Genomic DNA, 23,901 nt, shown 5'->3' on the forward strand with positions numbered 1-23,901 from the left:
AGTCCGGCCTCACTTGGCCTGCGACTGGCCGGGCACGCCGGGCAGCTGGCCGTTCGGAGGCTGCGGGATCGTCTGCTGCGGCGGCTGCGGAATACCCTGCTGCGGCACACCGTGCGGACCCATGGCCGGGGTGGCGGCGGGCGCGGGCATCGGGGCCGGTGCGGCGGGCGCGCCCGGGGCGACGGCCTGCGGGGCGACCTGCGGCAGGCCGACGGTCTGCAGCACTCGGCGGATCACCTCGTCCGGGGTGATCTCGTCGGCCAGCGCGTCATAGGACAGCACCAGGCGGTGGCGCAGCACATCCGGGATGACCTCGACCACGTCCTGCGGGACCACGTAGTCGCGGCCGCGGATCAGGGCCACGGCGCGGGCGGCGGCGATGATGCCGAGGCTGGCGCGCGGCGAAGCGCCGTAGGAGATCCAGCCGGCCACATCGTCCAGGCCGAAGTCGCGGGGCTTGCGGGTCGCGGCGATCACGCGCACCACATAGTCGACGAGCGCGTGGTGCACGAAGGTATTGGCGGCGACCTTCTGCAGGCGCACCAGCTCCTCGGGATCGAGAATGCGCTTGGCCTCCGGCGGGGTCACGCCCATCCGGTAGATGATCTCGCGCTCTTCCTCGACCGACGGGTAGTCGACGACGACCTTGAACAGGAAGCGGTCGCGCTGCGCCTCGGGCAGCGGGTACACGCCCTCGGATTCGATCGGGTTCTGAGTCGCCATGACCAGGAACGGATTCGGCATCGGGTAGGTCTTGCCGCCGATGGACACGTGCCGTTCGGCCATCACCTCGAGCAGTGCCGACTGCACCTTGGCGGGCGCGCGGTTGATCTCGTCGGCGAGCACGAAGTTCGCCACCACCGGGCCGAGTTCGGTGTCGAACTCCTCGCGGCCCTGCCGGTAGATGCGGGTGCCGACGAGGTCGGTGGGCACCAGGTCGGGAGTGAACTGCACGCGAGAGAAGCTGCCGCCCACCACTTTTGCGAACGTCTCCACGGCGAGGGTCTTGGCGATACCCGGGACACCCTCCAGCAGCACGTGACCCCGCGCGAGCACACCGACCAGAAGCCGTTCGACCAGCCGATCCTGGCCGACGATCACCCGTTTGACTTCGTAGATCGCCTTTTCCAGGGTCTGGACATCGCGCTCGAGGGTGCTGCTCGCCGGAGCCGGCGCATCCTTCGCCGTGCTCACCCCGGTCACACCGTCAGTCGAAGTCACCAAAATCCCCGCTTTCGCCTCGGTCTCTGTGCGTTCCGCCCCAACTATTCCAGGTATCCGCGGCATTTGCCGCACCCGGGCGGGGTCAGTAGTCCAGCTTGTCACCATTCTTGCCAACGTGCGGGCGTGGAACCTGAGCGATTCCTGGGAGTGTCGACGGGGAATAACGACGAGCGGTCCACATGTTAGGTTGGTTGACATATCCACCAGATTGGGGATCAGAGGAGAATGCCGTGCAGTTCGGGATCTTTTCCGTCGGCGATGTGACCACCGACCCGACCACCGGGCGCACGCCCAGCGAGGCGGAGCGCATCCAGGCGATGGTCGCCATCGCATTGAAGGCCGAGGAAGTCGGGCTCGACGTATTCGCCACCGGTGAGCACCACAATCCGCCGTTCGTGCCGTCCTCGCCCACCACCATGCTCGGATTCATCGCCGCGCAGACCGAACGGCTGGTGCTGTCGACGGCCACCACGCTCATCACCACCAATGATCCGGTGAAGATCGCCGAGGACTTCGCCATGCTCCAGCACCTGGCCGGCGGGCGCGTTGATCTCATGATGGGGCGCGGCAATACCGGGCCGGTGTACCCGTGGTTCGGCAAGGATATTCGCGATGGGATTCCACTGGCTGTGGAGAACTATCACCTGCTGCGGCGGCTGTGGCGCGAACAGCGGGTGGACTGGCAGGGCAAATTCCGCACTCCCCTCCAGGGATTCACCGCCACGCCCGCACCGCTGGACGGGACGCCGCCATTCGTGTGGCACGGGTCCATTCGCTCGCCGGAGATCGCCGAGCAGGCCGCGTACTACGGAGACGGGTTCTTCCACAACAACATCTTCTGGAACAAGGAACACACGCAGCAGATGATCGCGCTGTACCGGCAGCGATTCGAACACTACGGGCACGGGGCCGCCGAACAGGCCATCGTCGGGCTCGGCGGGCAGGTGTTCATGGCCGAAACCGAGGCCGCGGCGAAGAAGTTCTTCCGGCCGTACTTCGACAACGCACCGGTGTACGGGCACGGGCCGTCGCTGGAGGACTTCACCGAGATGACGCCCCTGACTGTAGGGACACCGGAGATGGTTATCGACCGGACGCTCGGATTCGCCGATTTCGCCGGGGACTATCAACGGCAGCTGTTCCTGATGGATCATGCCGGGCTGCCCCTGGACGTGGTGCTCGAGCAGATCGAGATGCTGGGCCGCGAGGTGGTTCCGGTGCTGCGCAAGGAATTCGAGTCGCGGCGGCCCGCCGGAGTGCCCAGCGATCCGCCCACCCACGCGTCGCTGGTGGCCGCCGGGCCCGACGCACCCCACCACCTGGTCGAACCGGCTCGTGACCGGATCCAGGCCGAGACGAAAGCGTGAAACGATGACTCGTCGAATCGTGGTTCTGACCGCCGGGCTCTCGCAGCCGTCGTCGACCCGGCTGCTCGCCGATCAGCTCGCCGCCGCGGTGTCGTCCGCGGTCGGCGGGCGGGGCGAGGCGGCCGAGGTCGAGGTCGTCGAATTGCGGGACCTGGCACAGGATCTGGCCGCCACCATGGCCACCGGGGGACTGCCCACGCCGACACTGGCCGCCGTGCGTGATCGGGTATCGGCCGCCGACGGGGTCATCGCGGTCACGCCGGTGTTCACCGCCAGCTACAGCGGGCTGTTCAAGATGTTCATCGACGCCTTGGACACCGACGCGCTCAATGGCATGCCGGTCCTGATCGCCGCCACCGCGGGCACGGCCCGGCACTCGCTGGTGCTCGACCACACCATGCGCCCGCTGTTCAGCTACCTGCGCGCCGTGGTCGTCCCCACCGGGGTGTTCGCCGCCACCGAGGACTTCGGCTCCACCGGCCTCACCGACCGAATCCATCGCGCCGCAACCGAATTCGCGGCGCTCGTGGTGGCCGAACCGGCTGCCGTCGGCGGATTCCTCGGCGACCCGGCCCCGCGCCGGCGCAGCTCCGGCAGCACCCTGAGCGCACCCACGCCGTTCGCGCAGCTGCTGTCCGGACACACCGGAGACCCATCCGGAAACTGAACTCCGTTCCGCCCGTTGCGGTGTCGCCCACGAGTGAGATGCACCGCGCCGGGCGGGCCTACTTTCCCAACGCCTTCGCCAGCTGGGCCTTCGTCATCTTCGAACGCCCCTCGATATTGCGTTGCCGCGCTTCGTTGTACAGCTGATCGCGGGTGGGCCCCTTCGGCCCCTTGCGCCCCGACCGCTGCCCGCCACGCTGCTGCGGCGACTTGTCCTGCACCGAACTGCGGCTGGCGGTCTTGCTCTGCCCCGCCTGCGCCCGATTCTTGTTCACGGTGCGCGCCGCGATCTCCTTGGCGCGCTTCTCCCCGGCCCCGCGATCCTCGGCCGAATCCTTGATGTGCTCGTACTGCCGTTCCTGTTTATCGGTCCACTCCTTGGGCATGACACACCTCCTGATCGTCGTGCCCACTCGCCATACCCGGCCGCGATCCGAGCAAACGAGCGCCGGCCGGGCAACCGGGCCAGGACGCTGCCGCACCGCCTATAACGCGCGTTATACTCGGCGCAGGCGCGCTCTATGACGACCGTTATAAGCAGCAGGTAGCACCCCATCGCCCGACTGCCCGAGGAGAACCTTGAAGTCCACCGACACCCTCACGCATCCCTTCGATCTCGCCACGGATCTGACCGGCGGCGACGAAGGCCGCTTCACCGGACAGACAGCGGCGGCGTACACGAACATGGTCGGGCCGTTCGGCGGCATCACCGCGGCAACCCTGCTGCGGGCGGTCATCGACGATCCGCGCCGCATCGGCGAACCACTGTCGATCACGGTCAACTACGCCGGACCCATCGCCGACGGCCCGTTCACCATCGACGCCATCCCGGCGCGAACCAACCGCAGCACCCAGCACTGGACGCTGACCCTCACCCAGCACGACGCCATCGCCACCACCGCGACCGTGGTCACCGGCCTGCGCCGGCCGACCTGGTCGGACACCGAGATCGCCCCACCGGCGGCCCCGCCCGCCGACGAGGTCCCCATCACTCCCCTGCCCGAATACCCCGCGTGGATGCGCAATTACGAGATGCGCTTCGTCGAGGGCGGCGAAATCCTCAGCGCCACACCACAACCGCACACCACCTCCACCACAACCCTCTGGGTCCGCGACACCCCCGCCCGCCCCCTCGACCACACCGCCCTGACCGCCCTCAGCGACGTCTTCTTCCCCCGAATCATGTTGCGCCTCGGCCGTTTCGTCGCCGCCAGCACCGTCTCCCTCACCACCTACTTCCACACCGACCTCTCCCCCACCTCCGACCGCCCCATCCTGGCCACCGCCCGCGCCCAGCACTTCGGCAACGGATACTTCGATCAGTCGGCGCAACTGTGGTCCGAAGACGGCAAGCCACTCGCCACCAGCCATCAGCTGGTGTACTTCAAGGACTGACAGCCACATACCCAGCACCACAACAGAATTCGACCACCACCGAACACGAGCCGGTCGACGCCCACAGTCGTGCGCTCTAGGATTGTCACCACAACGACAAGGGGGCAGTCCAGTGAGTTCCGCCGATCCACGCTGTGGCACTTGACAAGTAAGGTGCTGCTGGCCGAGTGGGCGGCGACGCGGGCGGTGGTCGTCAAAGCTCTCAATGAGATCTGGCTACCGGGCCGCGAGCGCCGGGCCGATGTCCACATCCTCTTCGACAACGGGAGGCGGGTGGTCCTCGAGGTGCAGGGACTCCACGACGAGCTGCAACCGCATCCGTTCCAGCTGAGCGAACTCGCCCTCGAACAGACCGGCATCCTCACCCCCGGGACCACACGGGCCCGGATATCCGCGTGCTCGCCGGGGCCGCGCGGCGGCGAGCCTCATATTCGCAGCGATCGCGTCCGATCACGGCAGGCCGAAACCGGCCCGTCCGACGGTCCGGACCAACTGTCGCTGTTCGAGTAGCCGGACCGAACTCGCACACACGGGCCACAGGGGCGGGTTGGCCGGGGTCAGGACTGCGGGACGGGGGTCCAGCGTTGCTGGATGAAACCGATCGCGGCGGGGTCGAGTACGTAGGTTTCGAGGTAGCCGCAGGTGGTGCACACGAACTGCCACAGGCCGGTGGTGTTGTGGCCCTGCACCATTCCGCGGAAACCGGGGCCGGTGTGCGGCATGAGGACGGCGTGCGGGTGCTCGCCCAGGCGTAGGCCGTTCTGGGCCGCGTAGACGGTGGAGGCGGAGCATTTCGGGCAGTGGCCATGGCGCATTGCGCGATCCTCGCACCATTTCGGGATTCGGACAGACTGTGCGGCCGGATTCGGGTGGACCCGGCCGCACGCTCGGCGGTCTCAGGCCCCCATCATGTCGTCCATGTCGGCGAGTGGGCGTGCCGCCCTGCGTAGTTCGTCGACGGCTTCGGCGAACGCGTAGGTTTCGCCCGCCGCCAGACCACGCACCGTCCGCAGGGGAACCAGCTGGTCGCCTGCACCGTCGTCGTGGCTGAGCCAGACGGCTTCGAAGTTCAGTGCGGGCACTCGGAGCAAGCGCATTTCGCAGGCTCGTTCGTCGCGTTCGGCCAGCGGCACCGCGATATTCGACGCCTGCGACACGGATTCGAGATACGGTGCGGCAGCCGACATCTGGCGCACCGCCGGATCCTCACCCTCGGCCACATCGAAGTAGGCGGTGAGTCTGCCCGCCTGGGACTCGTAGACGCGCAGGCCCTCCGGAGCCGGCTCGGCCTCGCCGGACAGCAAACCGTCCAAGCCCAGGCCGTAGAGGCGTTGCGCGAAACCGACGTCGACCGCACCGGCATCCGCGCGCCCGTCGTATTGCGGCCCGGGCGCTTGTTTCACCCGCAGGATCTCGCGGAGCTCCCAGATGCGCCGCAGTGTCGGTTCCTCGACGAGGATCGGAATCCATGGCATTTCGTAGTACTCCTTCGTGAAGAAGGTATGGGTCCAGCTTCCAGAGCCTTGATAGTTGCTCGTGAAATCGTCGAGCGTCAGATGCTGCTTGCCGTAGATCGGGTCGTCGATGTCGACGTACCGCATGGCCCCGAACTGATCGAGGCCGTGGAAGTACCCGTAGCCGTAGATGACCATGAAATGGCCGCCACCGCCGTTCCATCCGATCCGCGCGCCGATCGGCCGGCCCGCGTCGATCTCCTGCTTGATCCGGTCGAAAGTGATTGTCCCGGTGTAGCTGTCGAAGTTGTCGGTCCGAGTGAGCGCCCGATCCAGATACCACGGCACATTGCATTCGCTCGGCACCGGCGAACCACAGCAATCGGTCCGCGACAACTCACCGCACGCCACCTTGCACTGTTTCCAATGACTGAACCACCAGTAGTAGTGCGACACACTCGTCGCGGTGGCCGCCCAGCACCAGTTGGTCTGCGTCTGTGCTTCCATTGTGAACGCGAGCTGCTTGGTCGTGAACAGCTTCCCGAAGATCGACGACTCCCACCGCAGCGTCGTGTACGGCTTGCTCGCCGTCTTGACCACCTCTACGAGGTCCATTCCAATCCCTCCCTGCAGAACTGCCTGACAAATCACCCCCGGCACAGACAGCCTCGCACCGGCAAACCGGCAGGGAACGAGTACACCGCTACTCGACTCGGACGGCGCGATCCGCGCACAGCCTCTAGCATTCCGACCATGCGGCGCAGCAGCTGGTTACGAGTCCTCCTGTGCCTGTGCGTGCTCGGCAGCACCAGCGCCTGCATCGGCGCGGTCGACCGAGCCGACTTCGAGAACGAGATACGCACCCGCGGCGGCGGATTGGTGAGCGCACTGCCCCAGGCCGCCATCACCGCATTGGCTCAGCGCATCGGCGCCACCGACCTGGAAGCCAACGTCATCATCCTCACCGCACCGAACTCCACCCGGTTCCGGCTGGTTCTCGACGACCAGCCCGCCCAGGTCACCAGGTTCCTGAGCGACAACACCGATCTCACCGCCCGCGAACCCACCATCCGGCTCCGCGTCCAGCCGCCCGACCGATCACGCCGGCTCGACGACTACTCCTTCACCCTCGGCGACCTCAGTTCCGCACGCCCCGTACGCGTTTCCGCCTTCGACGACCTCGACACCGAGAACTTCACCGTCAGCGAGGTCCCCGGGCTCGCGCGCATCGAGGACATCGCCGACACCGCCCTCGCCCGCAGCGAACTACCCGACGGCCACGTAACCGTCATCGTGGTGAGCCGCTTCGACCGCGACATCCGCATCGTCGCCAATATCGTCTCCCCCCGCTCGGAAGTGGTCGCCGAATTCGACCGCACCGGCGCCTTCCTCCGAGCCCAGCAGGTCTGACCCGTGCTCCGAGTCTTGGTGACAGCCCTCAGCGCCGGCCTCAGCGCCGCTCTGTTCTCCACTGTCGTCCCGGTCGCCATCTGGCCGGGGGAAGCGAAGCTCACCGCACCGCTGTTCTGCGAGTCCGGCACCGAACCGATGGTCGTGTCCGACACCTTCCACGACTCGGAAGGCACCTCGACCAACTACACGCTCTATTGCGTCGGCGAGCACGGCAGTCTCACCAACGAGGGTTTCGCACTCCCCATGCTGGTGCTTTTCATCGCGCACGTCCTCATTCTGACCGCCTTGATCCTGCTGGCCGGCTGGATCGGACAGCGGCGGCGGCCGGTCGACGCGACCGTTCCGGACACGCACGGCCCGAAGGAGTTCGACCCACTCTGAGCCAGCGTGATCGCGTTGCGCCCTCAGGAGGCGTTCTCACACGGCTGTGCCCAGTCCGCATGGTGGACGGGGCAGCCGCGACGAGCGCCGTGGCAGACGTCGCACGGTTCGTCGCCGGTGCTGCCGGTGCCGTCGCATTCCTGGCAATCCTGGAGGGCGCGTGCGCATTTCGCGCATGTCGCCGCGGCGGGGGCGGGAGCGGCGGGGACGCTCTCGATGGTCTGCGCGGGTGCTGTGCGGTTGGCGCGGGCCGCCTGTAATGCGGCGCGGGCCGATTCGAGGGTGATGCGCTCGGGGTCGATGCCTTCCCGGTCGAAGGCCGCCGCGGCGGCCGGTAGGTAGCGGTAGCGCAGGGGCAGGCGCAGGCGGGCGGCCGCCATGCGGGTGACGCGGAGCAGGGCGATATAGGAGTCGAAGCGCAATTGTTCGCCTGCGCTCCAGGACAGGCGTAGTTCCTCGCGCAGGCGGGGTTCCAGGGATCCGACGGTGAACATGCGGAGGGCGACCGTCAGGAGTGGGTCCACGAGGCGCAGGGCCGGGCGAATGCGTTCGGGGAAGAACTTGCTCTTCCAGGCGCCGGGACGGGCCAGGGCGACGGTGTATTGGGACAGTTTGGAATTCACCAGTTCGCGGCCCAGGACGTTGGCGTAGTAGACCTCGAATTCCGCGTAGGTGCCGGGCTGGGCGCGATCGTCCACGCCCATCATGGAGAACCACTCCTTCGATTCCTCGAAGATCTGTTCCTTCTCCGCGCGGGTCAGCGGTTTCGGGAACAGGCCCATGTCGCTGGCGCGGTAGATCTGTTCGAAGAAGGTGACGTGGGCCCAGTAGAAGGTTTCGGCATTGATGGCGTGATAGGTGCGGCCGTTGGGCATGTCGCCCTTCACGGACTTGTGGAAGTTGCGGACCTGGATGCCGTATTTGCGGGCGTCCTCGGGTGCGGCGAACAGGATGCCGCCGATGGACTTCGAAGAGTTCTTCGCGCGCTGGGTGAGGATCTTCAGATCGTGTGAGGACACCACCACGGAATGGTCGGAGACACCCTGGCCCAGTTGCGGCCACATGTTCTCGATAATGGCGGCACGCTGGCCGTTGGCGGCGAGCACGAACAGGTCACCCATGTACTTCCACAGCAGCGAGTTCGGCGGAACCGGATGTTGCGCACGGTCTTTAGGGCGCAGGCTGTCGTCGCCGCTGCGGTCGGGGATGCGGGTGCCGGCGTAGAAGACATTGCGGCCCACCGGCTCATCGCGGTCGATGACGTCGTCGAGGAGGTCGGTCATGACGGATCCTTCGGGTTCGATTCGCCCTCCAGCAGAGAGCTGAATGTTGGAACATTGTTGTGTAAATGTCTCCTCATGGCGACGGCACGACGGCCCACATTCGGCGCGATGCCCCAGCGAATCTCGTTGTCCGAGAGTCGATCAACCGCCGCGACGGGTGCAGCAGGATCGCGGCGGCGCACGATCGCGGCGAATCCGCGCGAGGATCCGAGCGAGTTCTCGAAGGTCGGCAGCACATAGCCCGCGGGCACCCGCCACTCGAAATCCCGTAGCAGCGCGTGGAATACGGTGAGGATCTCCATGCGGGCGAAATACATGCCGATGCACTTGTGTGCCCCGCCGCCGAAGGGCATCCACGCGGCCGGCGGCCCCTCGGCGCGGAACCGATCCGGATCGAAGCGCTGCGCCCGCGGCCACACGCGGGAGCTGGTCTGATGCTCCCACATGTTCACGATCACGTGCGTTCCCTTCGGGATTCGGTATCCCCCGAGTTCGGTGTCGGTGAGAGCGGTGCGCGCCGCGATCGGCACCGGCGGGCGCAGTCGCAGCGTCTCCTGCACGATGCGCCCCAGCTCGCCCAGCCCACCCAGCTGCTCGATGCTCAATTCCGTTGCCGCCGCGAGTGATTCGGCGCGCGCCCGCTCCTGCCACCCGGGCTGCGACCCGAGGTAGTACGCCATGTTCGTCATGGTGATGGTCGAGGTGTCGTGCGCGGCGAACAGGAAGAAGATCATGTGGTGGATGATCTCGCCGTCGGTGAAGGGATCGCCGTCGTGCGAGGTCGAATGACACAGGTGCGACATGAGATCGTCGGAGCGCTCGGCGCGTTTGCGCGGAATGCGTTCGGCCAGGAAGCGGTACAGCGACCAGCGCGCCCGCTGCGCCCGCACCACATTGATGTGCACGACCTGGTCGAACCAGCGGCCGACCCGATCCACCTCCGCGTCGGTGAACTCCTCGCCGAGGAAGACCTCGAGCGCGACGCGCATGGCGATCCGTTTGAACAGCACCCGCAGATCCACCCGGGCACCCACCGGGCAGGCGGCCACCTGCGCGCGGATGCTCGGGCCCACCCGGTCCGCGTACTCGGCCAGCCGGGCCGGTGTCATCACCTGCTGGATGAGCAGGCGGTCATTGCGATGCTCCCCGAATTCACGCTGTAGCAATGCCTTTCGGAACATCAACAGCAGCAGCAAGCGCCACGCGGGGGCAGCGGAGAACACCGCCTGCCGATTCATGGTGACCAGCCTGGCCAGTTCGTCCTCGGAGGCCAGCACGAACTTCGTCAGGGGTACGCGCACCAGCGGACCATGGCGCTCACGGGCGGGGGCGAACGCATCGCCCGGGGATTTCCCCCGCACCGCGCGCCAGCCGATGGCCACCAGGTCGATCGGCGTGACCGCGGGCACCGATTCTCCCGCGAATGCGGAACGCCCCGCCCGGATTCCGAGGGTCATCACCCTCTCCTTTCCCGGTCGTCGTCGACCGCGAAGGGCACGTCCCGAAAAGCCTTGATACGTCGGGACAAATTTGTTTCTATGGTACAAGCGGGTGTGCGGGATGGGCAACAGAATGATCCGGTCCATCCAATGCCCGGTCGCGGAAGGTTCGCCACCGATGACGTTCGTGATCACCCAATCCTGTTGCGGCGACGCGAGTTGCGTCAGCGTGTGCCCGGTGAACTGCATCCACCCGACGCCGGAGGAACAGCGGTTCGCCACCGCGGAGATGCTCTACATCGATCCCGGCAGTTGCATCGACTGTGGTTTGTGCCTACCCGAATGTCCGGTCGGCGCAATCGTTCCCGATCACGAGCTGGACGCACGGTCGGCGGGCTACCTGCGCATCAATGCCGACCACTACCGCGATCACGATGTGTCACACGGCCTGTCCGCGCCGGCGCAGGCTCCCGTTCTGCCCGCCCGCGCGCGCTACCGGGTTGCCCTGGTGGGCGCCGGACCGTCCGCCTTCTATGTCGCGGCCGAACTGCTGAAACATACTGGGGTGCGGATCGATATGTTCGACCGCCTGCCGACGCCGTACGGCCTCGTGCGGACCGGGGTGGCTCCCGATCATGGCGCGACCAGACGGTTCGAGGCGGTGTTCGCAGCGGTCGCCGGCCGCTCGAACTTCCGCTATCTGCTGAATATCACTGTGGGCGAGCATATTTCGCATACCGAGCTGCGGCGTTGCTACGACGCCGTCGTGTACGCCGTCGGTGCGCCCGCCGCCCGACGACCGGGGATCCCCGGTGAGGACTTGCCCGGGTCACTGTCCGCGAGTGATTTCGCGGGCTGGTACAACGGCCATCCGGCGCAGGCGGGCCTGACACCGGCGCTGTCCGGACCGCGAGCGGTGATCGTGGGCAATGGCAATGTGGCACTGGATGTGGCCCGCGTCCTGCTCACCGAACCCGAGAATCTAGCCGCCACCGATATCGCCGATCACGCCCTCCAGGCACTGCGGGACAGCCGGATCGAAGAGGTGGTGATCCTCGGCCGACGCGGGATTACGCAGGCCGCCTTCACTATCGGCGAGTTCCTCGGAGTCGGCGCACTGCCCGGGGTGGATGTGGTCATCGACCCTGTGGAGCTCCTCCTCGACGAGGCGGCACGCGCTGCCGAAGCAGCGGGGACGCTCGACAGCACGATCACGACGAGACTGCGGGTGGCACGCGAAGCCGCCGCCCGGGCACCGACATCCGGGAACAAGCGGCTGGTCTTCCGCTTCCTGACAGCACCGCACGCCCTGCACGGCGAGCACTCCGTCACGGGAATCGGCGTGGTGCGCAATGACTACGCGACGATCAACGGCCGCCAGACCGTCATCCCGACGCATGATCACACCACCCTCGACGCCACCCTGGTCGTGTACGCCATCGGGCAGCGCGGGGTCCCGCTGCCCGGCCTGCCGTTCGATCCGACGCTCGGCAGCGTGCCCAATGCAGCCGGGCGGGTACTGACTCATCCACGCGGGCACCGGATTCCGGGTGTCTACGTGGTGGGCTGGTGCAAACGCGGCGCGACCGGCGGCATCGGCCTCAATCGTCGTTGCGCCGCCGAAACCGCTGCCGCCGTCCTCGCCGATCTCGACAGCGGCCTGCTCCCCCGCCCCCGGCGATCCCCCGACGAACTACTGGATCTGGCGGCCCGTCGCGGCGCGGACCCGATCGACGGACGCGGTTGGCGCAGGATCGACACTCTGGAACGTTCGGCGGGCGCACGGGCTGGACGACCGCGCCGCAAACTCACCGATCTCGACACCCTGCGCGCGGTGGCGCACAACCGCGCCGAGGCTCTACCGCACCCACTCAGGAGTAATTCCATGACCTCCTCCACCTCCGCCGGTCAACGGCCGGACAATTCGGCGCACAATGCTTCTCGACCCGCATCCGCCGAATCGCTCACGCTGTCGGAGATCCTCGAACGCCAGCGCGCCGCTTTCCTGCGAGACGGCCTCCCGGACGCGGAACAGCGCCGCGATCGACTGGATCGCCTCGCGGCCATGCTCGCCGAGAATGTCGACGAGATCGCCGACGCCCTGCAGGAGGACTACGGCTCCCGCCCGCGGGTGTGGACGGTCGCGGGCGAGGTGGGATTCTGTGTCGCCCAAGCTGTTTACGCGAAAACCCAGCTGTCCCGCTGGATGCGCCCGCACCCCACCGCCCTGTCCCGGCTGCCGGGGATGGTGCAGGAAGTGCGCACCGATCCGCGCGGCGTGGTGGGCGTGATCGGGCCGTGGAACTTTCCCGTCATGCTCACCATGTCGCCCGCGGTGGACGCGCTGGCGGCGGGCAATCGGGTGATGATCCGGCCGTCCTCGGTCACCGCCCGGGTCACCGGGGTGCTGACACGCATTGCGCCACGGTACTTTCCGGTGGAGGAGCTGGCCGTCATCTCACCCCGGCACGGTCGGGGCGCCGATTTCTCGAAGCTCCCGTTCGACAGCCTGTTCTTCACCGGCTCACCGGAGGTCGGCGCGTCGGTCGCGGCGGATGCGGCCGTCAATCTGGTGCCGGTCACCCTGGAGTTGGGCGGAAAGAATCCGGTGGTGGTCGACCGGTCCGCGGACCCGCGCGCCGCCGCTCGGGCTGTCGCCCGGTCCCGGCTGGGACACAGCGGGCAGATCTGCCTCTCACCGGATTACGTGTTCGTGCCCGAGGAATCCGCGGACGCCTTCATCGACGAAGTGCTCGGCACCTGGCGGGCGGATCTCGCCGCCGGTGTCGTGGACAATCCGGAGTACACCTCGATCATCAACTACGCCAACTACATTCGCGTGCTCGGCTTGATCGAGGACGCGGTCGGCAAGGGCGCGGTCGCCCGCGAGGTAGTGCCCGCGGGCGAGAAGCTGCCGGATCCGCTGACCCGCAAGATCGCACCCACCCTGCTCACCGGCGTCACCGGCACGATGGCGGTGGACAGCGAGGAGGTGTTCGGGCCGGTGCTGACCGTGCACTGCTACGACGATCTGACACAGCCGATTTCGCATATCACGGCACACGATCCGCCCTTGACGCTCTACTGGTACGGTCCGCGCGGCGAGCGCTTCGACCGCGTGGTGAACGGAACCCGCAGCGGCTCGGTGAACATCGGCGATCTCATGCCCAATCTGGCATTCAATGTGCCCTTCGGCGGGGTCGGCCGCAGCGGGATCGGCAACTATCACGGCCACGCCGGATACCTCACCTTCTCCCATCAGCGCACCATCGCGCGCACACCGGTCCAGGCCATGACCGCGACCCTGCTGTCCCCCGGCTACACCGGGAATCTCGAACGCGCGGTACGGCTCAGCGCCATGCTCCTGACCCGCTACGGGCGCGGACTGGCCGCGCGCCGGCTGGGCTGAACCACTACCGGACCAGCGGCGCCAGATACCGTTCGGCGAACTGCCGGGCGGATTCCGGATCCATGATGTCGACCCGCGAAGAAGGCAACTGCACCAGCGAGCCGGCCACCCGCACCAGCACCTCCGACGCCAGTTCCAGCTCGTCCTGCTCCATGGTCGACCCCGCATGCCGCAGCGTCCCCGCGATCAGGGCCACCGCCTCGTCGAACAGCCGCCGATCGCCTCCCGCCGCCAAATCCACCAGCGTGCCCAGTATTTCGACCTCGGTCGTGAACCACCGTCGCAGCAGCGGATTCTCGGTGAACTGCCGCGACGCCTCCGCGAACGCCTCCACCACCGCCGCCTGCGGCCCGTGCCCCCGCGTCACCCCCGCCAGCCGCTGCCCCACCTCCGCGAACACCTCACGCGCCACCCCCAGCAGCAACTCCTCCTTGCTCCGGAATCGCCGATACAGTGTGCTCCGGCTCACCCCCGCCCGCCGCGCCACCTCGTCCACATTCGCCCGCCGCACACCGACTTCCGCGAACTCCGCCGCGGCCGCATCGAGAATGTCCCGCTCCTGCTGCTCCGGGCTCGCGCTGCTGCGCAACTGCCGACGAACAGGACTCGCCACGCCGGTCCCCCAATCATCCGAAACATCCGGACGACATTGTCTCATGCGATCTTTCACACCGGCTGCCGCGTCGCACCCGCTTCAGGTGACTGAGGCCGTCCGGGCGGCGCGACCCGCGCGGGCGGCCAAATCGGTGAAGGCAGCGTGCAACTGCGGAGGGCCGATGACCTCGATCTCGGTGTCGAAACGAGCCAGCGTCGCGGCCAGTGCCGCCCAAGACCACGAACCGATCAGGACTCTGGTCCGGGTGGGGCCGCACGGCTCGGCGATGCCGTCACCGACGAAGGGGGCCACCCGTTGCACGGGGAGATCGAGGATCGCCTCCCCGCTGCAAGGCCAAACATCCCCGCTGTCAGAGCCTTTGAACCGCGCGGAAAGAAATGCGGCGATGTCGCCACCCGGCAGTTCACGAGCCGCGAAACGCGGCCCGTTCGGGATTCGAAGGGTCATCCGATCGGTGCGGTAAACCCGCCAATCCCCGTGCTCGGCAACCCATCCGATGAGATACCAGCGTCCGTTCCGGACCACCAGATGGTGCGGCTGCACGCACCGCGGCTGCCCGGAGCGGTCCTGAGCCTGCCCCGTCTCCGGCGAGTAATCGAACCGCACTTCCTCCTGGGAACGGACCGCCTCACTCAGCGCCAACAGAACACGGGTGTCGACCCGCGGAGCGGCCCCGGGCGCGACCGCGGTGATCTCGACCGCGTCGACGCGCTGCCGCAAGCGTGCAGGCAATACCTGACGCACAGTCGCCAGCGCCCGCTCCGCGGCCTCTTCCATGCCCGCACCCATGGCCGTCACGCCACGCAATGCCACCACCAGCGCCACCGCCTGCTCATCATCGAACAGCAACGGCGGCAGCTCGCTCCCCGCCTCCAACCGATAACCCCCGTCGGGCCCCTTGACCGCCCGAACCGGATACCCCAGCTCACGCAGCCGATCAATGTCCCGCCGCACCGTGCGCTCACTGACCTCCAGCCGCCGAGCGAGCACCCCACCCGGCCAGTCCCGCCGCACCTGCAGCAACGACAGCAAGGCAAGCAGCCGCCGGGAGGTCACCGTCGAGGAAGCAATCGGCATACCCGCCAGATTGCCACCAGTACCGGACAATCCCTGACCGCTACCCCTGACATGGTGGCTCTCGTCGCCGGAATTCCGCCGACACGACATCACCCCGAAGGACGAACCACCATGTCGCTCGACACCGTCGCCCACCTCAACTTCCACGGCCAAGCCCGCGCAGCCCTGGAGTTCTACCGATCCGTCTTCGGCGGCCACACCACCGCCATCACCTACGCCGACTTCGGCATGCCCGCCGAATCCCCCGACGCCACCAAGGTCGTCTTCGGCCAGGTCACCGCCGACAACGGCTTCCGCATCATGGCCTACGACGTCCCCGGCCCCGAGGCCCCGGCAACCAGCCCGGCCCCCACCACCCGCCGCGAGCACGGCACCACCATCACCACAGACCGCTTCTTCCTCTCCGTCCGAGGCGACACCGTCGAGGAAGTCGCCGCCCGCTGGGAACGCCTCGCAGCGGGCGCAACAATCATCGAGCCCTACGGCCCAACCCAGTGGGCACCCGCCTTCGGAATGCTCACCGACCGCTTCGGCATCACCTGGATCCTCGACGTAGCAACCGAACACACCCCCGCCTGAGTCACGTCACCCGCGGGTCGGCGCGCCGCCCCCTACCCGTGCGTCTGCGCTCCGGCCCGCCTTCACGCCCGGACATCGCCGATCTGCGCAATGGCGATTCCTCCGCAGATACCGAGGCCCCCAATGGCTGCCAGGAGCGTGAGTGGTTGCCCCCGGAGCCCCCATGCGAGAAGCCCGGCGAAGAGAACTTCGGTGAGCAGGATCAGAGACGTGCTGGTGGCACCGAGCCGCGTGATCACCATCATCGTGAGTAGGTGGGGCGCAACCGATGACGCCACAACGAGAACGACGAGGATTGCGAGAGAGGAGATTTCGTGTCCAGCGATCTCGCCGGGATCGTTGCTGAACCGGGCCGGCAGGACTCCCGCTCGGACGAATCCTGCGACGATCACCGCGCCCACGACCATGCCCCACGCTCCCAAGGTCAAAGCGCTCGGCCGGTTCGGCGTTGCGGGCGCAGCGAAGAACACGACCACACCGAGCATCGAAGCGACGGCCCAGCCGATTCCGGTCCAGTGGATGGGATCACCATGAAAGGGGTTGACCACCATAATGGTTCCGCCCACCGCCAAGATCAGTCCGCCGATCGTCGTCGCCGCCGGACGACGCCGGTGTCGCACCCATTCCCAGGCGACAACCACCGCGCAGGCAAGGAATTGGATCGCGACGGCGACACCGATCTCCAGCGTCTGCAGAGCAAGTATCAGCCCGACCTGAGCCACCGCCACGGCCCCGACTCCATAGGCAACGACGTCGAGGATGTGGTGCCGACGGATCCGCGGGCGGCCGCGATCGGCGATCGTGCTCGCGACCAGGAGCACCAGCGCAGCACCACCGGTCCGTGCCAGCGCGATGCCTCCGGTCGACCAACCGGCCGCTTGCAGAGCTGCGATCAGCGGGCCCACTAGAGCGAACAGCAGCGCGACGAGCAAAGCCAGACATAAGGCCGCGCGTGGGGCGAGCACGCGCGCGACCGGCAGTCGCGTAATCGACATATATTGTCCCCCCGGATAATTCGACGATCAGATCGTCTCACGGGGTGTGACATCGAGGGGATTGTCGCCTCGCAACCGCTGAAGCCGAGAACTCAGGAGACTATGCGGACTGCGTAGGGCATGATGCCGTCTTCTCGGACCGAGGAGACTCGGACTACGTCGCCGGATTGGGGGGCTTCGACCATTTTGCCGCCGCCTACGTAGAGGGCTACGTGTTGGGAGCCGCCGCCGCCCCAGAAGAGCATGTCGCCGCGTTCTCGTTCGGAGACGGGGACTCGGGTGCCCATGGTGTATTGGTAGCCGCTGTAGTGCGGGAGGGAGACGCCTATTCCGGCGAAGGCGTAGATCATCAGGCCGGAGCAGTCGAAGCCTACTTTGCCGTAGTCGCCGTAGCTGTCGGCTACGCCGCCGTCGCGGATGCCGAGGGTGGCGCCGTCCTCGTCGCCACCGCCCCAGGCGTAGTCGACGCCGAGTTGGGACATGGCTCGGTCTACCACTATTTCGATCAGTTCGGAGCGGGAACCGTTGGCGCGGTTGGGTTGCTGGCCGTAGCGGGGGGCGCGGCCGGAGTTGCTGAGGTCGGTGTGGGGGTAGTGGGTGAGGGCGGCTTCGGCGGCTCGGTCGTTGGAGGCGCGGTCGGTGGAGACTCGGGAGGCGGCGTCCACGGCGGCGGCGCGAGCAGCGGCTTCGTCGGCTCGGCGCTGGGCGTCCCAGGCTTCGTAGGCGTCGCGCTGGCCCTGCAGGCCGGCTACCGTGGCGCGGGCGGCGTCCAGCCGTTGCTGGGCCGAATCTCGTTGTGAGACAAGGGATACGCGGACGGTGTTCTGCTGGTCGAATTCGGCTTGGGCAGCGGCGACGGCGTTCTGGGCCTCGGTTTTCTTGTGTTCGGCGTCGGCAGCGGCGGCATCGGCGGCCTGCTGGGCGGCCTTGGCGGCGGAGGTGCGGTTGGCCTGGTCGATCTGGGCGCGGCGGAGGGCGTCGACCACGTCCTTCTGGTTCTTGGAGGCGATGGTCAGCCATTGGGCGCGGGACAGGGCGGTGTCGGCGTCGGGGGCGGCCAGGTAGGTGAGCAGGGAGGTGGAGGCGGGGCGCATGTACGCCTGGGCGGCGTACTCGTTGAATTCCTTGTGCGCCTGGGCAACCTGGACACCGGAGGCGTCGAGATCGCGGCCGCACTGGATGACTGCGGCGGCCGCGGCGTCGGCGGCGGCGCGGGCGTTCTGCAGATCGACGAGGGCCTTGTTGACGAGTTCGCGGCGGGTGGCGACGGCGTCGTCGAGTTGACGGAGCTGCTGTTCGGCGGCGGCCACCTGGTTGATGAGGGCGCCGACCTCACCGACGGTGGCGTCGACTTGCGCACCGGCGTCGGCGATTTCGCTGTCACTCGGATTGGGAGGCGGGGGTGCCGCGTGGCCGGTGGTCATGCCGAGCGCCAGCACGCTCAGCGTGACGAGCAACTCCACAGCGATTCGAACCGACCGTCCGCGTCGTTTCGCCGGTTGTCGCATCGCACCTCCCCGCATCTTCCCCAGCTGTGCCTTGCGAAACCGTACGACACTTCAAGGAAAGGTTGAGGGTGCCACGCCAGAATGACCCGACATCAATTCAGACGTTGCCGAGTATTTGCAGGACAAGCGCGGGGCGCTACCGCTACTCGCGGCAGCGCGCTCAGGCGACGGGAGTGCGCGGACGCTCGGGAGCCGGCGCGGCGGCCGCCCGCCGCGACTTCACCAGGTAGAGCCCGGCGATCACCGCGACCAATCCGGCCAGCAACACCAGCGTGATGGCCGTCCAGGACAGACCCTCCGGCTGCTCGAGCCGATCGACGAAGATCTGCACCGCCTCGGTGGTGTGATCGGGGTTGCGGTACTTCGCCGGATCCTCGGCCCACTCCAGCTTGGCGCGGGTGAACTGATCGCTCGCGGTGCCGATCCAGTCGTCGCTGAAGACCGCGACCGTGCCGCCCTCGACCTTGAACACCTCGTTGGCCACATCGCGCAGATTGGCCTCGATACCCGGATTGCCCTGGATCACCACGAGATTCAGGTCGATGCCGTGCTCGCGGGCATCGGCGACGATCGCGGCCAGCTTCTCCTGATCGCGCCCCTTGGGGGCGGCGACACCATCCGAGGCCAGATCGGCGATGATTGCCTTCAGGTCGGTGTTCGGCGGTAGCTCCGTCGCCAGGGGCGTGAATACCGAGGTGTGCGAGACGGTCACGAACGCAGAGTACGGGACTGCTTGTCACATCACCTCACCACGGCGCGCGGTTCGTGTCGCAGAACGCGTTCAGACCCCTCCCGATGCGCTCACAGGACAAGCGTACTGTTAGGGTTGGAAAACGGACGAGGCCTCGCGCCTCGACGAGTCACCGGCACAGCCCCGCCGGTGGCCATCCCATTCACAGACGAGTGGAGCTGAACAGTGACGAGTATCGATACTTTCGGCGCCAAGGGCACCCTGCAGGTCGGCGAGAACTCCTACGAGATCTTCCGCCTGTCGGCCGTGCCCGGCACCGAGAAGCTGCCCTACGCCCTGAAGGTGCTGGCGGAGAACCTGCTTCGCACCGAGGACGGCGCGAACATCACCGCCGACCAGATCCGCGCCCTGGCCAACTGGGACCCGAACGCCCAGCCGGACACCGAAATCCAGTTCACGCCCGCCCGCGTGATCATGCAGGACTTCACCGGCGTGCCCTGCATCGTCGACCTCGCCACCATGCGTGAGGCCGTCACCACCCTCGGCGGCGACCCGAACAAGGTCAACCCGCTCTCCCCCGCCGACATGGTCATCGACCACTCGGTCATCCTCGACGTCTTCGGCCGCGCCGACGCCCTCGAGCGCAACGTCGACCTCGAGTACGAGCGCAACGGCGAGCGCTACCAGTTCCTGCGCTGGGGCCAGGGCGCCTTCGACGACTTCAAGGTCGTCCCGCCGGGCGTCGGCATCGTCCACCAGGTCAACATCGAATACCTGGCCCCCACCGTCATGGTCCGCAACGGCCAGGCCTACCCCGACACCTGTGTCGGCACCGACTCGCACACCACCATGGTCAACGGCCTGGGCGTGCTGGGCTGGGGCGTCGGCGGCATCGAGGCCGAGGCCGCCATGCTGGGCCAGCCGGTCTCCATGCTGATCCCGCGCGTCGTCGGCTTCAAGCTGACCGGTGAGATCAAGCCCGGCGTCACCGCCACCGACGTGGTGCTCACCGTCACCGACATGCTGCGCAAGCACGGTGTGGTCGGCAAGTTCGTCGAGTTCTACGGCAAGGGTGTGGCCGAGGTTCCGCTGGCCAACCGCGCCACCCTGGGCAACATGTCGCCCGAATTCGGTTCCACCGCGGCGATCTTCCCGATCGACGAGGAGACCATCAACTACCTGCGCCTCACCGGCCGCAGCGACGAGCAGCTCGCGCTCGTCGAGGCGTACGCCAAGGAGCAGGGCCTGTGGCACAACGCCGACAACGAGCCGCAGTACTCGGAGTACCTGGAGCTGGACCTGGGCACCGTGGTGCCGTCCATCGCCGGCCCGAAGCGCCCGCAGGACCGAATCCTGCTGTCGGAGAGCAAGAGCGCCTTCCGCAAGGACATCACCAGCTACACCAGCGACCCGGCCCCGCACACCCAGCTGGACGAGGCCATCGCCGAGTCCTTCCCGGCCAGCGATCCGGCCGAACTGGACTTCGCCGACGATTCCGCGGCCATCCCGACCGCCGCCAACGGCAGCAACGGCCGTCCGTCCAAGCCGGTCAAGGTCTCCGACCCGGAGCGCGGTGACTTCGTGCTCGATCACGGCGCCGTCGTGGTCGCGGGCATCACCTCCTGCACCAACACCTCCAACCCGTCGGTCATGCTGGGCGCGGCCCTGCTGGCCCGCAACGCGGTCGAGAAGGGCCTGTCCTCCAAGCCGTGGGTGAAGACCAACATGGCCCCGGGCTCGCAGGTCGTCGCCGACTACTACGAGAAGGCCGGCCTGTGGCCGTACCTCGAGAAGCTCGGCTTCTACGTGGGTGGCTTCGGCTGCACCACCTGCATCGGCAACACCGGTCCGCTGCCGGAGGAGATCTCCAAGGCGATCAACGACAACGACCTCTCGGTCACCGCCGTGCTGTCGGGTAACCGCAACTTCGAGGGTCGTATCTCCCCCGACGTGAAGATGAACTACCTGGCCTCCCCGCCGCTGGTCATCGCGTACGCGCTCGCGGGCACCATGGACTTCGACTTCGAGACCGACGCCCTGGGTCAGGACAAGGACGGCAACGACGTCTTCCTGAAGGACATCTGGCCGTCCGCGCAGGAGATCGACGACACCATCAAGTCGGCCATCTCGCGCGACATGTTCACCAAGTCCTACGCCACCGTCTTCGACGGCGACCAGCGTTGGCAGGGTCTGAACACCCCCGAGGGCGACACCTTCGCGTGGGACAAGAACTCGACCTACGTCCGCAAGGCGCCGTACTTCGACGGCATGCAGATGGAGCCGGCTCCGGTTCAGGACATCAAGGGCGCTCGCGTGCTGGCGCTGCTGGGCGACTCGGTCACCACCGACCACATCTCCCCGGCCGGTCCGATCAAGCCGGGCACCCCGGCCGCGCAGTACCTCGACTCGCACGGCGTCGAGCGCAAGGACTACAACTCCCTGGGCTCGCGTCGCGGTAACCACGAGGTCATGATCCGCGGCACCTTCGCCAACATCCGGCTGCGCAACCAGCTCCTCGATGACGTCTCCGGTGGTTACACCCGCGACTTCACCCAGGACGGTGGCCCGCAGGCGTTCATCTACGACGCCTCGCAGAACTACCAGGCCGCGGGCATCCCGCTGGTCGTGCTGGGCGGCAAGGAGTACGGCTCGGGTTCCTCGCGTGACTGGGCCGCCAAGGGCACCAGCCTGCTGGGCGTCAAAGCCGTCATCGTCGAGTCGTTCGAGCGCATCCACCGCTCCAACCTCATCGGCATGGGCGTTGTGCCGCTGCAGTTCCCGGCCGGCGAGTCCGCCGCGTCGCTGGGCCTGGACGGCACCGAGGTCTTCGACATCGAGGGCATCACCAAGCTGAACGAGGGTGTGACTCCGAAGACTCTGAAGGTGACCGCCACCAAGGAGAACGGCGAGAAGGTCGAGTTCGACGCGGTCGTCCGCATCGACACGCCCGGTGAGGCCGACTACTACCGCAACGGTGGCATCCTGCAGTTCGTGCTGCGCAACATGATCCGCGGCTAAGAACTGTCACCACTCGGATGTGAAGGGCTGTTTCACACCGAGTCGTGGTGGTGGGCATCGGTTTTCGCCGGTGCCCGCCACGCGATCCGCCCGGATCGCTTCGCTCGTCGCTCGTGCGGGATCCACGTATCCATCCCAGGATCGATACGTGGATCCCGCACAACACGTTTCGGAGGAGCCCAGTGCCCAAGGTCAGTGACGACCACCTCGCCGCCCGGCGCAGCCAGATTCTGGACGGAGCCCGCCGGTGCTTCGCCGAATTCGGCTACGAGGGCGCGACAGTGCGTCGTCTGGAAGAGGCGACCGGCCTCTCGCGGGGCGCGATCTTCCACCACTTCCGCGACAAGGACGCGCTGTTCCTGGCTCTCGCCCAGGAAGACGCGGGCCGCATGGCCGAAGTCGCGGCCAACCAGGGTCTGATCCAGGTCATGCGCGACATGCTCGCGCACCCCGAGGACTTCGACTGGCTCGGAACCCGTCTCGAGATCGCCCGCCGCCTGCGCAACGATCCCGAATTCCGCGCCAACTGGGAAGAACGCTCCGTCGAACTCACCGCCGCCACGGTGGCCCGCCTGGAACGCCGCAAGGCCGCGGGCGCGCTGCGTGACGACGTCCCCACCGAGGTCCTGCTCGGATACCTCGACCTCATCCTCGACGGCCTCATCGCCCGCATCGCCTCCGGGCATGCCAATGACAATCTCGAAGCGGTGCTGGACCTGGTGGAAGCCTCGGTGCGGCGCAAGGATTGAGCGCGACAATCGGGTATGGCCCTATTCGCGCTGGGGGCCGGAGTCCTGCTCTGGCTCCTTCCGACCTTCGCCTCGATCTGGCTCGAGGATCCGTCCGGCTCGGATTTCGACATCATTCTCGTGGTGCGCTGGGCCGCGGCGATGCTACTGCTGTCTTTCGTGCTCTTCGTCGAGCGACGGCCGCTGTCCTCGCTCGGCCTTCGGATCCCGCAGCGGCGTGACGTCGCGGTGGTCGTACCGATCACCGCGGCCGCGCTGATCACCGGCATCCTGCTGTATTCGCTCGTCGGCGGTGGCGGCGATACGCAGACCTCGTCGATCATCGACTCGCTCAGTGTGATTGCGGCGATCCACCTCATCGTCAACGCGGCGGTCGTCGAAGAACTGTTCTTCCGTGGGCTGCTCATGGAACGCGTCATCGAGCTCACCGGCCGGCCCTGGCTCGCCGCGCTCGCCTCGTTCGTGGTCTTCACCGGCAGCCACATTCCGGGATCCGGCTGGGCGACCGCGCTCACCATGACCGCGGCCGGGGCGGCGCTGTTCGCCGGAATCTATTGGTGGCGGCGCAATCTCGTGCTGTGTATCGAAGCGCACGCCCTGTCGAACCTGCCCATTCTCGGGGTCGCCCTCGGCTGAC

The 23,901-nt window shown here is 67.3% G+C and carries 22 protein-coding genes; 11 read left to right on the top strand and 11 right to left on the bottom strand.

All coding sequences use genetic code 11. The features are described from left to right. Positions 1-9 precede the first annotated feature (9 nt). Complete coding sequence (locus H0264_RS25430; RefSeq protein ID WP_181585828.1) at positions 10-1,227, bottom strand: AAA family ATPase; 1,218 nt, start codon at positions 1,225-1,227, stop codon at positions 10-12. A gap of 227 nt (positions 1,228-1,454) precedes the next feature. On the opposite strand from H0264_RS25430, the gene H0264_RS25435 reads away from it, so the two are divergent. Beyond that, complete coding sequence (locus tag H0264_RS25435; RefSeq protein WP_181579870.1) at positions 1,455-2,591, top strand: LLM class flavin-dependent oxidoreductase; 1,137 nt, start codon at positions 1,455-1,457, stop codon at positions 2,589-2,591. A 4-nt stretch (positions 2,592-2,595) separates the two neighbouring features. Next, positions 2,596-3,258, top strand: coding sequence for an FMN reductase (locus H0264_RS25440; protein ID WP_181579871.1), 663 nt, complete (start codon positions 2,596-2,598; stop codon positions 3,256-3,258). Positions 3,259-3,316: 58 nt separating this feature from the next. Here H0264_RS25440 and H0264_RS25445 read toward each other — a convergent pair whose 3' ends face one another. Continuing rightward, complete coding sequence (locus H0264_RS25445) at positions 3,317-3,643, bottom strand: plasmid stabilization protein (protein WP_181579872.1); 327 nt, start codon at positions 3,641-3,643, stop codon at positions 3,317-3,319. A 193-nt stretch (positions 3,644-3,836) separates the two neighbouring features. Between H0264_RS25445 and H0264_RS25450 the strand changes: the two genes are divergently transcribed. Both H0264_RS25450 and H0264_RS25455 read left to right on the top strand, forming a co-directional pair. Continuing rightward, entirely contained in the window at positions 3,837-4,652 is an 816-nt protein-coding gene (locus tag H0264_RS25450; protein ID WP_231085308.1) for an acyl-CoA thioesterase, read from the top strand. A 141-nt stretch (positions 4,653-4,793) separates the two neighbouring features. Further along, a complete protein-coding gene (locus tag H0264_RS25455) occupies positions 4,794-5,162 on the top strand; it encodes a hypothetical protein (protein ID WP_181579873.1) in 369 nt (122 codons plus the stop codon). A gap of 47 nt (positions 5,163-5,209) precedes the next feature. Here H0264_RS25455 and H0264_RS25460 read toward each other — a convergent pair whose 3' ends face one another. Together H0264_RS25460 and H0264_RS25465 are read right to left on the bottom strand one after the other, a co-directional pair. Next, positions 5,210-5,467 (bottom strand): hypothetical protein, encoded by a 258-nt coding sequence (locus tag H0264_RS25460; RefSeq protein ID WP_181579874.1) that lies wholly within the window; start codon positions 5,465-5,467, stop codon positions 5,210-5,212. A gap of 81 nt (positions 5,468-5,548) precedes the next feature. Then, positions 5,549-6,721 carry a papain-like cysteine protease family protein gene (locus H0264_RS25465; protein ID WP_181579875.1) on the bottom strand — a complete coding sequence of 391 codons (1,173 nt, stop codon included), beginning with the start codon at positions 6,719-6,721 and terminating at the stop codon, positions 5,549-5,551. Between the two features lie 138 nt (positions 6,722-6,859). On the opposite strand from H0264_RS25465, the gene H0264_RS25470 reads away from it, so the two are divergent. Continuing rightward, complete coding sequence (locus tag H0264_RS25470) at positions 6,860-7,516, top strand: hypothetical protein (RefSeq protein ID WP_181579876.1); 657 nt, start codon at positions 6,860-6,862, stop codon at positions 7,514-7,516. A 3-nt stretch (positions 7,517-7,519) separates the two neighbouring features. After that, positions 7,520-7,900: a hypothetical protein gene (locus H0264_RS25475; protein WP_181579877.1), complete on the top strand. Its 381-nt coding sequence runs from the start codon at positions 7,520-7,522 to the stop codon at positions 7,898-7,900. 23 nt (positions 7,901-7,923) lie between these two features. Here H0264_RS25475 and H0264_RS25480 read toward each other — a convergent pair whose 3' ends face one another. Beyond that, positions 7,924-9,183, bottom strand: a complete 1,260-nt coding sequence (locus tag H0264_RS25480; RefSeq protein WP_181579878.1) for an oxygenase MpaB family protein — start codon at positions 9,181-9,183, stop codon at positions 7,924-7,926. After that, positions 9,180-10,640, bottom strand: a complete 1,461-nt coding sequence (locus H0264_RS25485) for a cytochrome P450 (RefSeq protein WP_181579879.1) — start codon at positions 10,638-10,640, stop codon at positions 9,180-9,182. Before H0264_RS25485 ends, H0264_RS25480 begins: the two co-directional genes overlap by 4 nt. A 160-nt stretch (positions 10,641-10,800) precedes the next feature. Between H0264_RS25485 and H0264_RS39225 the strand changes: the two genes are divergently transcribed. Beyond that, positions 10,801-14,031, top strand: coding sequence for an aldehyde dehydrogenase family protein (locus tag H0264_RS39225; RefSeq protein WP_181579880.1), 3,231 nt, complete (start codon positions 10,801-10,803; stop codon positions 14,029-14,031). 4 nt (positions 14,032-14,035) lie between these two features. Here the strand turns inward: H0264_RS39225 and H0264_RS25495 are convergent, their stop codons facing one another. Together H0264_RS25495 and H0264_RS25500 are read right to left on the bottom strand one after the other, a co-directional pair. Then, complete coding sequence (locus H0264_RS25495; RefSeq protein WP_181579881.1) at positions 14,036-14,644, bottom strand: TetR/AcrR family transcriptional regulator; 609 nt, start codon at positions 14,642-14,644, stop codon at positions 14,036-14,038. Between the two features lie 81 nt (positions 14,645-14,725). Beyond that, the gene (locus tag H0264_RS25500; RefSeq protein ID WP_181579882.1) at positions 14,726-15,724 is read right to left on the bottom strand and encodes a helix-turn-helix transcriptional regulator; all 999 of its coding nucleotides are present in this window, start codon (positions 15,722-15,724) and stop codon (positions 14,726-14,728) included. A gap of 111 nt (positions 15,725-15,835) precedes the next feature. Here H0264_RS25500 and H0264_RS25505 point away from each other — a divergent pair, with 111 nt between their 5' ends. After that, positions 15,836-16,303 carry a VOC family protein gene (locus H0264_RS25505; protein ID WP_181579883.1) on the top strand — a complete coding sequence of 156 codons (468 nt, stop codon included), beginning with the start codon at positions 15,836-15,838 and terminating at the stop codon, positions 16,301-16,303. 62 nt (positions 16,304-16,365) lie between these two features. On the opposite strand, the gene H0264_RS25510 is transcribed toward H0264_RS25505, so the two are convergent. The 3 genes from H0264_RS25510 to H0264_RS25520 all read right to left on the bottom strand — a co-directional run bounded on the left by H0264_RS25510 (position 16,366) and on the right by H0264_RS25520 (position 19,518). Next, positions 16,366-17,298: an EamA family transporter gene (locus tag H0264_RS25510; protein WP_181579884.1), complete on the bottom strand. Its 933-nt coding sequence runs from the start codon at positions 17,296-17,298 to the stop codon at positions 16,366-16,368. A 92-nt stretch (positions 17,299-17,390) separates the two neighbouring features. Further along, the gene (locus H0264_RS25515; RefSeq protein WP_338040093.1) at positions 17,391-18,761 is read right to left on the bottom strand and encodes an NlpC/P60 family protein; all 1,371 of its coding nucleotides are present in this window, start codon (positions 18,759-18,761) and stop codon (positions 17,391-17,393) included. A 205-nt stretch (positions 18,762-18,966) separates the two neighbouring features. Next, entirely contained in the window at positions 18,967-19,518 is a 552-nt protein-coding gene (locus H0264_RS25520) for an Rv1476 family membrane protein (protein ID WP_181579886.1), read from the bottom strand. 204 nt (positions 19,519-19,722) lie between these two features. On the opposite strand from H0264_RS25520, the gene acnA reads away from it, so the two are divergent. From acnA to H0264_RS25535, 3 genes are all read left to right on the top strand, one after another. Next, positions 19,723-22,515, top strand: coding sequence for an aconitate hydratase AcnA (acnA, locus tag H0264_RS25525; RefSeq protein ID WP_181579887.1), 2,793 nt, complete (start codon positions 19,723-19,725; stop codon positions 22,513-22,515). Positions 22,516-22,697: 182 nt separating this feature from the next. Beyond that, positions 22,698-23,264 (top strand): TetR/AcrR family transcriptional regulator, encoded by a 567-nt coding sequence (locus tag H0264_RS25530; protein WP_181579888.1) that lies wholly within the window; start codon positions 22,698-22,700, stop codon positions 23,262-23,264. Positions 23,265-23,279: 15 nt separating this feature from the next. Then, positions 23,280-23,900, top strand: a complete 621-nt coding sequence (locus H0264_RS25535) for a CPBP family intramembrane glutamic endopeptidase (RefSeq protein WP_181579889.1) — start codon at positions 23,280-23,282, stop codon at positions 23,898-23,900. Position 23,901: the final 1 nt, after the last annotated feature.

It is taken from the genome of Nocardia huaxiensis (genome assembly GCF_013744875.1).
Lineage (GTDB): Bacteria > Actinomycetota > Actinomycetes > Mycobacteriales > Mycobacteriaceae > Nocardia > Nocardia huaxiensis.